Below are 12,276 nucleotides of genomic sequence, written 5' to 3'. Positions count from 1 at the left end.
CTGCTGCGCAACGCGCGGCGGAAGCCATTGTGGGCAAGGCTGCGGGGGATAGTGTCAAATTGTTCGCCCAAGGCATGACCGGCGGAGATTATGTTAATAAGTGGGGACCTCCTCGCACGCTGCCTAATGATGTCGATTTGAAAAAAACCTTAGTGGATAAAAACGGCCAAGCCTATTCTGCGGTGGATGTCGATGGCACGGGAGTATTCTCTTGGTTTGCTCATAATGATCGTAGCGATCTAATGGGTGCGAGATATACGGAAGTCATGACTGGAGAGAAAATAGCCGAGCTGAACCGAGACTATATTAAGTCCGTTGAAAAAGAATATGCGGCCAGAGAAAAGCAAGGGCCGACAAAGCAAGAGCAGGCAAAGCAAGAGCAGGCAAAGCAAGAGCAGGGACGCCGGGAGCAAGTAAAGCAGGAGCAGCGGAAGGCGGCCAATTTGACTCCAAAAACCAGCGCGCAGACCACGCCTAAAGAGGCTGCGAAAAAAACGGCGACGGATAAGCCGCGTACCACGCCCAAAAATGCGCAGCCAGCGCAAAAGCCAACCAAGAAAACGGCGGCTGCGGCTGACATGGCGCAGCCTGGGGCAGAGGATGCCCTGTCTACTCCTGTCGCGATGGCCGCATTGGCTTCGGCATCTCCGGCGCTCTCCAATACCGACATGTCCGACGGTCCAAGCGCTAATGCTTCAAACGAGAAGTTGCTGATGGTCATGTCGCAGATCCAGGCCAGTTTGAGCCAGTTGGTCAGTCATCTAGCTCAGCCCACCAATATCACCGTCGACGTCCAAAACGGCAATATCGTCGCCGCCGTCAACACCGCCAATAGCCAACAACAAAGGAGAAGCTGATGTTCAATCTCAGTCTGTTTGCCGGTTCCGTCGCCGGCGCGCTGGTGGACGCCAGTTTCCGCGGGGTGCGCTTCGAATGCCTGCGCAGCGTGGACAGCGCCCAGCGCGACCAGGCGATGCACGAATACCCCTATCTGGACGGCGCCGACGTAGAAGACCTGGGCCGCAAGGCGCGCAAGGTTTCGCTCAGCGTCTTCTTCTGGGGCCGTGATTATCAGCAGCGGCTGCGCGACTTCGTCGCCGCGCTGGACCGGGCCGGTCCGGGCGAGTTGATTCACCCGGTATTCGGCAGCATGCCCAAGGCGCAACTGCTGGATTACCAGATCAGTCACGAGGCCGACGCGCCGGATTCCTGCACCGTGGAAGTGAACTGGGTGGAGGCCACGCCGGGCAATCCCTTTTTCGCCAGCCAGCAGCCCTTGCAGCAGGTGGAGGCCATCAGCGCTTTGGCGGCCAAGGCGCGCAGTCTGGGCGGCGAGGCCTTCGCCAAGGCTCAGGGCCTGCTGCAAAACGCCAATACCGCGCTGACCCGGCTGGGCGCGCTGCGCGTGCGCTTGAGTGATACCGTGCGGCAGCTTGCCGGCATGGCGCAGCAAGGCATTGCCCAGGTGGTGGACTTGCTGGCCTATCCGCAAGCCTTCATCGGCCAGGTGACGTCCTTGGTGGACGAGGTCGCCAACTGGCGCTTTGGCGTCAAGCTGGAAATCTGGCCGGGCCTGAAGTGGGAGGCGGAAGCCAAGCTGCCGCAGGCCACCCTGGCCGACTGGAACGCGATGAAGGACAGGCTCAACGGCGTGTCCAAGAAAATCGGCCGCGCGTCCGATGCCTTGAACCAAGCCGGCAAGGCGCTGGAAGTATGGACCGAGGACGAGATCCGCATCGACGCCTTGCTCAAACTGACGGTGTCCACCTCGATGGCGAACGCCGCCGCCGATCTGTTCCGCTCTGAAGCCGCGCAGCCCACGTTGACGCCGCCGGCGCTGGAGCAAGTGGCCGGCGATGTGCGAGCCACGCTGCAGCAGGCCATAGAGCAATGGCGCAAGGCGCTGCCGGGCGAGGACGCGCGCCAGGTGATTGAAAGCCTGCGCGATCTGGGCCTGCAGGTGCAGCGCAGCGCCGCCGGCCTGGTGGCCGCCAAGCCGCCCTTGATTACCCGCAAGGTGGAATCCGCCGCCAATCTGCGTCAGCTGGCCCATCTGTGGTACGGCGACAGCGGCCGTGCCGCCGAACTGCTGCGCCTGAATCCGCAGCTGGCGCATCCCAACCATCTGCAAGCAGGAGAGCTGATCCATGGTTACGCCCGCTAAAAGCGCCTCGGCCAAGAACGAAGTCAGCCTGGAGATCGCCGGCAAGGCTCATCGTTACTGGACCCAGTACAGCATCGACTCCGATCTGACCGTGGCCGCCGACGCCTGGCAGGTGTCGCTGGGCCTGCCCGGCGGCGAGGTGCCGCCGGCGGTGGAGCCGGGCGCCGAGGTCAAGGTGCTGGTGGGCGCGGACGTGGTGCTGCAGGGGCGGGTGGACGACATCAGTCACAGCATAGGCGCCGGCAGCCACCAGCTGACGCTGTCGGGCCGGGATCTGGCCGGCATGTTGCTGGACTGCAGCGCGCCGCTGCTCACCGGCAAGGGCATGACGCTGAGCGACGTGCTGGAGAACGTGATCAAGCCGCTGGGCGTCAGCCGGGTGCGCGTGGACGCCAAGGGCAAGGGCCAGATCGAGAAAATCAGCGTGGACCCGGGCAACAGCGCCTGGGACGTGCTCACCCGCGCCGCCGCGGCCAATGGCCTGGCCGCCTGGTTCGATCCGGACGGCACCCTGGTGGTGGGCGGACCGGACTACAGCGCGCCGGCCAAGGCCAAGCTGATCCTGCGCCGCGACGGCAAGGGCAACAATGTGCTCAGCCTGGCGGAAACCCGTTCCCACGCGCCGCGCTACTCGCAGCTGACCCTGCTGGGCCAGGGCCATCGTCAAGCCTTGACCCCGGGCAGACACGATCTCAAGCACCAGTCCGCGGACCCGGATGTTCGTTATCACAAACCGCGCATCGTGGTGGAGCCGGACGCCGCCAACCCGGCGGAACTGGCGGCGCGCGCGGACAAGATGCTGGCCGACGCGCGGCTGGCCGGCTACACCCTTAGCGCCACCGTGGCCGGACATCGCAACAGCGCCGGCGAACTGTGGACCCCCGGCCAGCGCATCCAGGTGGAAAGTGAGCCGCACGGCATCAAGGGCGGCACTTATTTCCTGATGGCGCGCACCTTCAGCGGCGGGCGCGGGCAGGGCAGCACTACCCGGCTGACGTTGAAAGAGGACGGCCGCTGGCTGCCGGTCATGCGCAAACGCTGAGACAAAGAAAGGTTGAAACGATGTGGAATGACGTAGACCAGAGAATTCGCCGCGCCTTCAGCAATGTGCGGCAGGGCTTTCGCGCGGTGCTGACCCGGGTGGACAGCGCCGGCGACGTGCAAACCGTGCAGGCCGACGCCTTGGCCGGCGAGCAATTGCAGGACGCCGAGCTGTTCCAGCATTACGGCTACAGCGCCAATCCGCCGCCGGGCAGCATGGCGGTGGTGCTGCCCTTGGGCGGGCGCAGCAGCCACGGCGTGGTGATCGCCACCGAGCACGGCAACTACCGGTTGAAGCAGCTCAAACCCGGCGAAGTGGCGCTGTACAGCGACGAAGGCAGCAAGATCGTGCTTAAACGCGGCCGTTTGATCGAGGTGGAGTGCGACACTTTCAGCCTGCGCTGCAAGAGCTGGCAGGTCAACGCCAGCGAACAGGCCAGCTTTACCACGCCCACGCTCAGCACCAGCGCGCAGCTGGTGGCTCAGGGCCAGATTAACGGCAACGGCGGCATGGCCATCCAGGGCGGCAGCGGTGCCAGTGTGAAAGGCAATGTCACCGTCAGCGGCGACGTGGTGGCCGGCGGCAAGAGCCTGGTGGGACACCAGCATAACGGCGTGCACGGTACGACCAGCCCGCCGTTGTAAAACACGATTTTCACCAAGCGTGCTGTTGATATCGCTTGCTTGAACGCTCGCCGGCACTGACCCGCTTCCCTTATCCCCAATCCCTTCAAACCCGGAAAATAACGCCATGGACCCTCTATTGGACCCCATCACCGGCGATTACGCCGGCGGCACCACCGACACCCTGGCCAATGCCGTCTACCTGAGGCTGATGACCCCGCTGGGCGGCTGGTGGGCCGATCCCGAACTCGGCTCCCGCCTGCATCTATTGTCTCGCAGCAAGGACAGCAACCAGATCGACCTGCTGGCCTGCCAATACGCCGAGCAAGCCTTGCAGCCCTTGTTGCGCGACGGACGCGCCCGCCGCGTCGGCGTAGAGGCGCAACGCCCCGGCAGCGGCCGTTTGCTGCTGCTGGTCGAAGTGGAAGAGGCCGGCGGCCAGACCCGACATTTCCAACACCATGTGAGGATAGCCTGATGCCTTTGTCCACCCCGGATTTTGAAACCATACGCGGCGCGCTGCTGCGCGATCTGCAAAACCTGCGCGCCGACGCCGACGTCGGTCCCGACAGCGACTTTTACGTGCGCGCCAGCTCGGTCGCCAGCGCGGTGGAAGGCTTGTACCAGCATCAAAGCTGGATCGCCCGCCAGATCTTCCCGGACAGCGCCGACCGCGACTATCTGGAACAGCACGCCCGGGTGCGCGGTCTCAGCCGCAAGCCGCCGGTGGCGGCCAAAGGCCTGTTGCAACTGAGCGGCAATCCCGGCGCCGGCTTCGCCGCCGGTCTGAAAGTGCGCTTGGGCGAACAGCTCTACACCACTCAGGCCGGCGGCCAGCTGGATGTGGACGGCCAGGCCCGCGCGGCGGTGGCCGCCGATCTGCCCGGCCTGGCCGGCAATGTGCCGGCCGGCACGGTGGCGGAACTGATGGCCGCGCCCAGCGGCCTGGCCAGCCGCGTCAGCTTCGCCAGCATGGACGGCGGCGTGGACGAAGAGGACGACGCCGCCTTGTTGGCGCGGCTGCTGGAGCTGATCCGTCGTCCGCCGGCCGGCGGCAACCGCCATGATTACCGACGCTGGGCGCTGGAGGTGCCGGGTGTGTCCGCCGCCTATGTCTACCCGTTGCGCCGCGGCCTCGGCACCGTGGACGTGGTGATCACCGCCCAGGACAGCCTGCCCTCGGCCGACACCCTGGCCGCGGTGCAAGCCCATATCGAAGACCTGCGCCCGGTCACCGCCAAGAACTGCCTGGTGCTGGCGCCCACGCCGCGTCCGGTGGACATCGAGGTGGCGCTGACGGTGGACGGCACCACTGTGCAAGCCGTCACCGAGCCGCTGCGTCAGGTGCTGGCCGCCCATTTCTCCAGCCTGGCCCCCGGCAGCAAGCTGTACAAGAGCCGGCTGGAAGCCTTGATCTCCGACCTGCCCGGCGTGGTGGACCGCCAATTGCTGTCGCCCGCCGACAATGTCGCGCCGGCGGTGAATGAGAAAACGGTGGAATGGCTGCGCCTGGGCAAACTCACGGTGAGGGGGATGCAATGAGCCCGCAAACCCCGCATAGCGAACTGCTGACGCGCTTGCTGCCGCCGGTCAGCTACAGTCCGGACGGACCGCGGCTGCAAGCCGAGCTGGGCAGCGAAGGCGCGGCGCTGGACCGGGTGCAGAACGGCGCCCGGCAGTTGGTGGGCGCCACCACGCCGCTGCTGGCCGAAGGCCTGCTGCCGGATTGGGAGCGCGTCTGCGGCCTGACCCCGCCGACGGACGCGCCCTACCAGCAGCGCCAGCAGGCGGTGTTGGCCAAGCTGGCGGAAACCGGCGGCCTGTCCATTCCTTACTTCACCCGGCTGGCGTCGGGCATGGGCTACCGCATCGCCATCAGCGAGCCGCAGCCGTTCCGCGCCGGTCTCAACCGCGCCGGCCAGCAGCTGTGGACGGCGGACATCCCCTGGGTGTGGCAAGTCACCGTGTTCGGCGCCAAGACCCGGCCGTACTTCTTCCGCGCCGGCCAGTCGCTGGCCGGAGAACGCCTGACCACCTTCGGCGATCCGCGACTGGAAGATCTGTTCAAGGATCTGAAGCCGGCCCACACCTACGTCTACTTCGCCTACCAGCCTTAAACCGCGCCTCACGCGGACCTTCCCGTCCTTTCTCCCTTCCCCTCACAGCCCCGTCCTCAGTGGGCGGGAGTCTGTGCTCTTTACTCTTTTCCTCAGGAGCGCCTCATGCAAGAACCCATCAAGCCCATTCCCACGCCTGACAAGCTGTTCCACGACGGCAACCCGGTCAGTGGCGAACTTGGCACCATCGTCAGCGCTGAATGGCTGAACGGTATGCAGTCTGCCGCTCAGGCCACTCAGGAAGAAGTGCTGGCCGTGATCAAGGACAGTGGCCAGGGTACCGACCCCAAGCGCAAGGACCAACTGCTGCAGGCAGTCAAGCAGATTGCCTGGGGCGGCAATAGCAAGCCAACCACGTTGGCAGGCTATGGTATTGGCGACGCTTTGCCGTTGAAACCGGCGTTGGGTGTGGTGGATCTGAACGATATTAACGTCACGGGTCTTTATAGCCAGCGGGGGGACGCACAAGCGGCCAGTGGCAAGAACTACCCGACACCCTATGCCGGCAAGCTGCAAGTCTATGCCGACGAGAATATGGTGTATCAGAACTATCAGGCTTACAACGATGCTGGTATCTGGTATCGCTGTTGTTATCGGGGACATTGGGCGCAGTGGCAGAAACTGGCTGACGCAGCCTCCACGTTGGCCGGCTACGGCATCGCTGATGGCGTGACTAAGTCCGAGTTGAAGGCCGCTGTCGATGGCGTGGTCAACGGTGCGCCGGGCGCGCTGGATACGCTGCAGGAACTGGCGGCGGCGCTGGGCAATGACAAGGACTTCGCGGCCACCATCACCAACAAGCTGGCAGGCAAGGCGGATAAGGCCGATTCGCTGGCGGGCTACGGCATTAATACTTTGGCGCTGTCTACCGCGCAGACTGTGCATGTCCTGAAGACCACGCCGAATAACTACGACGCCACTATGTACAGCAGAGGGACTATGGAACTGTGCTCCACCGGCGTGGATTTCCCATCCTTAGGCCTACATCGGCCGGGATATAGCGCGGTAGCCTTGGTGCACAAAGGCTATGGCGATGAAACACTGGTGTTGAAAGAGGCAGGCGGCGGTGAATTCCGAGTATGGCACTCCGGCAATGACACGTCTTTGATCAAGAAACGTCGCTATCGTATTGACCCGCAGGATGGCACCTCGTTGGATACTTCCATCACCGGCGGGGAAATGGGATTCAACTATGGCACCTCCAGCGGCGTGACTGGCCCGTTCATCGCCTTTGGTGGATTGGGAGGCCAGATTGACTACTCCTGCCAACTGACGGCCGACTATCAGCGCGGAAACACCATGCGTTTTCGTACTCGCAACGACGACGCCAAGCGTTGGAACCCCTGGCATACCTTGATGCATGACGGTCATCTGACCGGGCAAGTCGCCTATTTTGCCATGAGCGATGCACCGGAGGGTTGGCTGAAGGCTAATGGCACCGCGGTAAGCCGAACCGAATACGCCGCTTTATTTGCGGCGATAGGCACCAGGTTTGGTGTTGGGGATGGCTCAACGACTTTTAATCTGCCTGATTTGCGAGGGGAGTTCATCCGTGGTTGGGATGATGGACGAGGGGTGGATTCGGGGCGTGCTCTGGGAGCATCCCAGAGTCCTACCTATATTCGCAATCTGATCGATAAGTTGAGTGGAGGCTATCCAATAGGCACTTCCGCTATCGGGGCTTGGAATACGGAGGGGTGGTCCGTCAATGTCGAGGGCAACAAAACACCCACTGATATGAGCAATACCACTTACTACGTTGCAGTTGCCTCTGCTGTCCCTGGCAGTGGAGATAATGGGGCGTTTTCCACACGTCCCCGCAACGTTGCTCTGCTTGCCTGCATCAAGTTCTAAGGAGACTTTCATGCAAGAAATCAAAAACAAAACCGTCTACGCCTACCACCCGCAAACCGGGGAGTATCTGGGAATCACACAGGCGGACCTGTCGCCACTGGAAAAAGATGTTTGGTTGTTGCCGGCTCATAGCACCGAACAACAGCCGTCGGTCACTGCGGAACGTCAAACCGCAGTATTCCGCGATGGCGGCTGGATGGTCATGCCGGATTGGCGCAGTACTAAACTGTGGAGCCAGCAGACCGCACTACCGGTCCAGGCCAAGCTAGGCGAGACCCCGGACAGCTTGCGTGCCACCTTGCTGGAGCCCTGCGAGTTTGCGGCTTGGGATGGCAAAGGCTGGATCATTAATAAGGCGGCCCAGGCTACCGCTTTGGTGGCACAAATGCAGGCTCAATTGAAGCAGCGCCTCGTGGAAGCCTATGCCAGCCGTCGTCCTTTGGAGGATGCGGCGGAAATCGGCATGGCGACGGAAGCGGAGTTGGCGCGGCTGCTGGGATGGAAGCGTTATTGTGTGGAGCTATCGCGTTTGCCTGAATTGGCGATGTGGCCTCGGCTGGTGGAGACGGACTGGCCGAAGCAGCCTGTCTGATTCAGGGTTTATCAATCAAAACGGCAGCCATGCGCTGCCGTTTTTTCTTCAAGTCATTGCGGAGTATTATCGGTGCCGGGGTATTTAAAACTTGTTCAATGTCTACTGCGCTTTAGCAGGGTAGCTAGACAGCGACGTTGAAAATGCCTGCAGAATGTTCTGTTATGTATGTATTCAGCTGATATTGCTGTGTTTCGTTCTCACTCGCTGGATTTTGAAGCAGCCTCCCTCCTCCGGTGCACTGACATCCGTCCACTGCTGCTGCTGCTGTGTTTCTTGCAAAATCCCCTCCAAATCCTTTCAGTAACGACACCTGTCATCGGCCGTGGCCGATTCTTCATTTCCGCGGGAGGCGATTCCATGCAAGAAGCACTCAAGCCCATCAACACGCCGGACACTCTGTTTCACGACGGCAACCCCACCACCGGCGAACTGGGCACCATCGTCAGTGCCGACTGGTTGAACAACCTGCAACTGGCTACGCGCTCGGCCCAGGAGGAACTGATCTCCTTGATCAAGGACAGTGGTCAGACGCTGGACGCCAGCCGCAAGGACCAGTTGTTGCAGGCGGTGAAAAAAATGGCCTGGGGCGGAGACAGCAAGCCGACCACGCTGGCGGGCTACGGCATTAGCGATGGGGCCACCAAGGCCGAAGTGGCGGTCAAGGCCGACAAGGCCAGCACCCTGGCGGGCTACGGCATCCAGGACGGCATCACTGTGGGCATGCTGCCGCGGCGTAATCTATTGGCGGACGGCGGGCGTTTTTTCGATCCATTCACGCCGGAGGGCATTGCCCAGGTGAGAGCCATTCAGATCACCACTCCGTTTGCCACCCCCATGCATAATGTTTCATATAGCCAGAGTGTTAGCTCTGTGGGGCGTTTCATTCATGATAATAGCTCGTATGAAGGCCCTGGCCCGAAGTTGGCGCAGCCGGTAGAGGATTTATTGAATGGCATGGGGCGTGATCAAAAGCGTTATGGCAACGAGTTTCATATTGCGGAGTTGCGCTGTGGAGCATTGAGTCATTCGGCGCAAGTGCTCGATGGAAAAAATATGGCATTGGCGATGGCGTATGGGGCCGGTACCGATGGACTAGTTACATTCATGAGCTGGCTGCGTTGTATCAGCGGCTCTATTTACCTTGATTGCGGCCAGTATCGCAATGGCAAGCCAATGGAGAATAAGCGCATCACGCCGAGCGATGGCTGGGTGCATATGGCTGGGATGACTGACTGGGGGCGTGGCTATAGCAACTGTCACATTTTTGCCGAGAATAACTCGGTCTTCCAACTGGCCTTGCCTGCAGCGCTGTCCGGTATGCATGGCGGTTACGTACACAAAGCGCCGATCGCGCCGTAAACATCATCGGTTTTCAAGTATGGCAATCCTGCGGGGTTGCCATTTTTTTGCCTGCTCGCCACTGACATCCGTCCGCTGCTGACGCGCGTCGCTCCCCGGCACAATGAGGGCATTAATTCACTAGCGAAGCGGGTCAACTGGCGGTCTGACGACGGCTAATGTGGTCCGTACCCCGCCTATGTCGCCGGCCCGGCTCATGGGCAGACTCATTAAGGAGCGAGAGCGCGATGCAAAACACTTTGAAGCCGATCAACAGCCCGGACGGCCTGTTTCATGACGGCAACCCCACCACTGGCGAACTGGGTACCATCGTCAGCGCCGATTGGCTGAACAGCCTGCAGCAGGCGACTGTCGCCACTCAGGACGAGTTGATTGCCTTGATCAAGGACAGCGGCCAGGCATTGGACGCCAACCGCAAGGATCAATTGCTACAGGCGGTGAAGCAACTGGCCTGGGGTGGCAATAGCAAGCCGACTACTTTGGCGGGTTACGGGATTACCGATGGGGCCACTAAGGCAGAGGTTTCCATCAAGGCGGACAAAGCGGGTACGCTGGCTGGTTATGGCATTGCCGATGGCGCGACGACTAGTCAATTGCGTGCCGCGGCGCCAGCCGGCGAAGTGGCCTACTTTGCAATGCCATCTGCACCGCCTGGTTGGTTGAGATGTGATGGCTCCTTGGCCAGCCGCAATGTTTATCCCGCGTTGTTTGAGGCAATTGGGACGCGATACGGTGCAGGAGATGGGACAACAACGTTTAACCTGCCTGATTTACGCGGAGAATTTATCCGCGGCTGGAGCAGCGATCACCCTGTAGTAGACGTGGGACGTGCATTTGCGTCTAGGCAAATGGGCTCATTGATTCCTTACCAAGGCTATATCGATCCGACGCGCAGCGGTGCATGGCAAAGCAGTTACAACGATAGATTGGGATGGGTGAGTGGTCTGTTTGATGATGGTTTTGAGAGCAACCATGTCGATGGTACTTCCGTGGTTAATTACGGTGTAACTCCGATCCCGAACTGGCAAGCTCAACTTCTTGGAGGCACATTGACGCAAGCTGTTACAGGGTCGACAACCAACCTTTTGAAAGGCACCCGCCCCCGCAACATCGCCCTGCTTGCCTGCATCAAACACTAAGGAGATCACCATGCAAGAACGCACGCAGAAAACCGTCTACGCCTACCATCCGGAAACCGGCGAGTATTTGGGTACCACCATGGCGGACCTGTCGCCGCTGGATGTTGAAGAAACCTGGCTGATTCCGGCCTACGCTACCGAGCAGCAACCGCCGCAGGCGGGGAACAGGCAAGCGGCGGTCTATCGTGACGGCGGCTGGCTGCTGGTGGTGGATTTTCGCGTGCTCAAGCTGTGGAGCAAGGCCAGCGCGCAGCCGGTGACGGCGCAAATCGGCGACACGCCGGACAGCCTGCAGGCCACCGAGCTGGAGCCGCCGCCCTTCGCGGTGTGGAACAAGAAAGCCTGGAAAGTGGACGCCGATGCGCAGCGCGCGGCGCTGACGGCGCAGGCGCAGCAGGAGTTGCAGCAGCGCTTGGCGATTGCCTACGCTCAGCGCCGGCCTTTGGAGGACGCGCAGGAGCTGGGGCTGGCTACGGCGCAGGAGCAGGGCTTGCTGACGGCGTGGAAGCGTTACTGCGTTGAGCTGTCGCGCTTGCCGCAGCAGACCGCGTGGCCGCAGCTGGGCGAGGCGGACTGGCCTGCGGTACCGGTCTAAAAACTGAGCGTTATGTGTCTGCAAAACGGCGGCTTCGGCCGTCGTTTTGCTTTGCGGCTGCGCTCCAAACTACTGACATCCGTCCACTGCTGACGCGCGTCGCTAAACGGCAAAATGACGGTATTGATTCACTAGCGAAGCAGGTCAGCGGGTGGTTTACGGATCACCCTACCGGCCCGGAGTCCGCCCCAAGCCGCCAGCCCGGCCAGCGGGCCAACCCTGTAAATGGAGCGAGAGCGCGATGCAAAACACCATGAAGCCGATCAACAGCCCGGACGGCCTATTCCACGACGGCAACCCTTACACCGGCGAATTGGGCACGGTGGTGACCTCGGAGTGGTTGAACAATGTCCAGTCCGCCGCCCAGTCCAGCCAGGACGAGCTGTTGACGGTGATACGCGACAGCGGCCAGAGCGCTGATCCGGCACGCAAGGACCAGTTGTTGCAGGCGCTGAAGAAGCTGACCTGGGGCGGCAATAGCAAGCCGACCACGCTGGCCGGCTACGGCATCACCGATGCTTTGCCGTTGAGCGGCGGCAAGATGAATGGCCGGGTGGATTTTCAGCCCAATTCTCGTTTCCTGGCCGAGGGCGGCAAGGAAGGCGGCCAGCTGCAATTGCAAGCGCCGCAAAGCGACAGCAAGCTCAGCGACGTGAATATCGATGTCTGGGGCAACCAGTTCCGCGTGTTCAACAACGATGGCGTCAAGGCGCGTGGTTTTTACGTGGATCTGACCCAGTGCGAGGACGGCCCTATCACCAATCTGCTGACCATGTCCGGCGCGCCGG

General features: G+C 61.6%; 12 protein-coding genes and 1 pseudogene. All 13 read left to right on the top strand.

What is annotated here, in order from left to right:
- Nucleotides 1–857, top strand: an 857-nt coding sequence (locus NK214_RS24230) for a hypothetical protein (RefSeq protein WP_253315723.1), incomplete at its 5' end; no start/stop codon positions are given.
- Nucleotides 857–2,164 carry a DNA circularization protein gene (locus NK214_RS24225; protein WP_253315722.1) on the top strand — a complete coding sequence of 436 codons (1,308 nt, stop codon included), beginning with the start codon at nucleotides 857–859 and terminating at the stop codon, nucleotides 2,162–2,164. The genes NK214_RS24230 and NK214_RS24225, both read left to right, overlap by 1 nt.
- Nucleotides 2,148–3,206 (top strand): phage baseplate assembly protein, encoded by a 1,059-nt coding sequence (locus tag NK214_RS24220; RefSeq protein ID WP_253315721.1) that lies wholly within the window; start codon nucleotides 2,148–2,150, stop codon nucleotides 3,204–3,206. The genes NK214_RS24225 and NK214_RS24220 overlap by 17 nt, the downstream gene beginning before the upstream one ends.
- 20 nt (nucleotides 3,207–3,226) lie before the next feature.
- A complete protein-coding gene (locus NK214_RS24215; protein WP_253315720.1) occupies nucleotides 3,227–3,850 on the top strand; it encodes a phage baseplate assembly protein V in 624 nt (207 codons plus the stop codon).
- Nucleotides 3,851–3,956: 106 nt separating this feature from the next.
- Nucleotides 3,957–4,307: a phage GP46 family protein gene (locus tag NK214_RS24210; protein WP_107801249.1), complete on the top strand. Its 351-nt coding sequence runs from the start codon at nucleotides 3,957–3,959 to the stop codon at nucleotides 4,305–4,307.
- On the top strand, nucleotides 4,307–5,371 hold the full coding sequence (locus NK214_RS24205; protein ID WP_253315719.1) for a baseplate J/gp47 family protein: 1,065 nt from the start codon (nucleotides 4,307–4,309) through the stop codon (nucleotides 5,369–5,371). Before NK214_RS24210 ends, NK214_RS24205 begins: the two co-directional genes overlap by 1 nt.
- Nucleotides 5,368–5,946: a YmfQ family protein gene (locus NK214_RS24200; protein WP_253315718.1), complete on the top strand. Its 579-nt coding sequence runs from the start codon at nucleotides 5,368–5,370 to the stop codon at nucleotides 5,944–5,946. Before NK214_RS24205 ends, NK214_RS24200 begins: the two co-directional genes overlap by 4 nt.
- 105 nt (nucleotides 5,947–6,051) lie before the next feature.
- Nucleotides 6,052–7,800, top strand: a complete 1,749-nt coding sequence (locus tag NK214_RS24195) for a tail fiber protein (protein ID WP_253315717.1) — start codon at nucleotides 6,052–6,054, stop codon at nucleotides 7,798–7,800.
- Nucleotides 7,801–7,810: 10 nt separating this feature from the next.
- Nucleotides 7,811–8,392, top strand: a complete 582-nt coding sequence (locus tag NK214_RS24190) for a tail fiber assembly protein (protein ID WP_227105775.1) — start codon at nucleotides 7,811–7,813, stop codon at nucleotides 8,390–8,392.
- Nucleotides 8,393–8,752: 360 nt separating this feature from the next.
- Nucleotides 8,753–9,754 (top strand): hypothetical protein, encoded by a 1,002-nt coding sequence (locus NK214_RS24185; RefSeq protein ID WP_235085691.1) that lies wholly within the window; start codon nucleotides 8,753–8,755, stop codon nucleotides 9,752–9,754.
- Between the two features lie 227 nt (nucleotides 9,755–9,981).
- Nucleotides 9,982–10,893, top strand: a complete 912-nt coding sequence (locus tag NK214_RS24180; RefSeq protein WP_227105773.1) for a phage tail protein — start codon at nucleotides 9,982–9,984, stop codon at nucleotides 10,891–10,893.
- Nucleotides 10,894–10,903: 10 nt separating this feature from the next.
- Complete coding sequence (locus tag NK214_RS24175; RefSeq protein ID WP_253315716.1) at nucleotides 10,904–11,488, top strand: tail fiber assembly protein; 585 nt, start codon at nucleotides 10,904–10,906, stop codon at nucleotides 11,486–11,488.
- Nucleotides 11,489–11,729: 241 nt separating this feature from the next.
- A pseudogene (locus NK214_RS24170) lies at nucleotides 11,730–12,276 on the top strand (hypothetical protein); the annotation flags it as partial.

Source organism: Chromobacterium sp. S0633 (genome assembly GCF_024158805.1).
Taxonomy (GTDB): domain Bacteria; phylum Pseudomonadota; class Gammaproteobacteria; order Burkholderiales; family Chromobacteriaceae; genus Chromobacterium.
Note: the sequence above shows the minus strand (reverse complement) of the source record. Positions and strands in the feature narration are given on the sequence as shown.

Coding starts and splice junctions, on each gene's coding strand:
- NK214_RS24185 (WP_235085691.1), top strand. CDS start 8,753: ATGCAAGAAGCACTCAAGCCCATCAACACGCCGGACACTCTGTTTCAC.
- NK214_RS24200 (WP_253315718.1), top strand. CDS start 5,368: ATGAGCCCGCAAACCCCGCATAGCGAACTGCTGACGCGCTTGCTGCCG.
- NK214_RS24180 (WP_227105773.1), top strand. CDS start 9,982: ATGCAAAACACTTTGAAGCCGATCAACAGCCCGGACGGCCTGTTTCAT.
- NK214_RS24225 (WP_253315722.1), top strand. CDS start 857: ATGTTCAATCTCAGTCTGTTTGCCGGTTCCGTCGCCGGCGCGCTGGTG.
- NK214_RS24220 (WP_253315721.1), top strand. CDS start 2,148: ATGGTTACGCCCGCTAAAAGCGCCTCGGCCAAGAACGAAGTCAGCCTG.
- NK214_RS24175 (WP_253315716.1), top strand. CDS start 10,904: ATGCAAGAACGCACGCAGAAAACCGTCTACGCCTACCATCCGGAAACC.
- NK214_RS24210 (WP_107801249.1), top strand. CDS start 3,957: ATGGACCCTCTATTGGACCCCATCACCGGCGATTACGCCGGCGGCACC.
- NK214_RS24190 (WP_227105775.1), top strand. CDS start 7,811: ATGCAAGAAATCAAAAACAAAACCGTCTACGCCTACCACCCGCAAACC.
- NK214_RS24205 (WP_253315719.1), top strand. CDS start 4,307: ATGCCTTTGTCCACCCCGGATTTTGAAACCATACGCGGCGCGCTGCTG.
- NK214_RS24215 (WP_253315720.1), top strand. CDS start 3,227: ATGTGGAATGACGTAGACCAGAGAATTCGCCGCGCCTTCAGCAATGTG.
- NK214_RS24195 (WP_253315717.1), top strand. CDS start 6,052: ATGCAAGAACCCATCAAGCCCATTCCCACGCCTGACAAGCTGTTCCAC.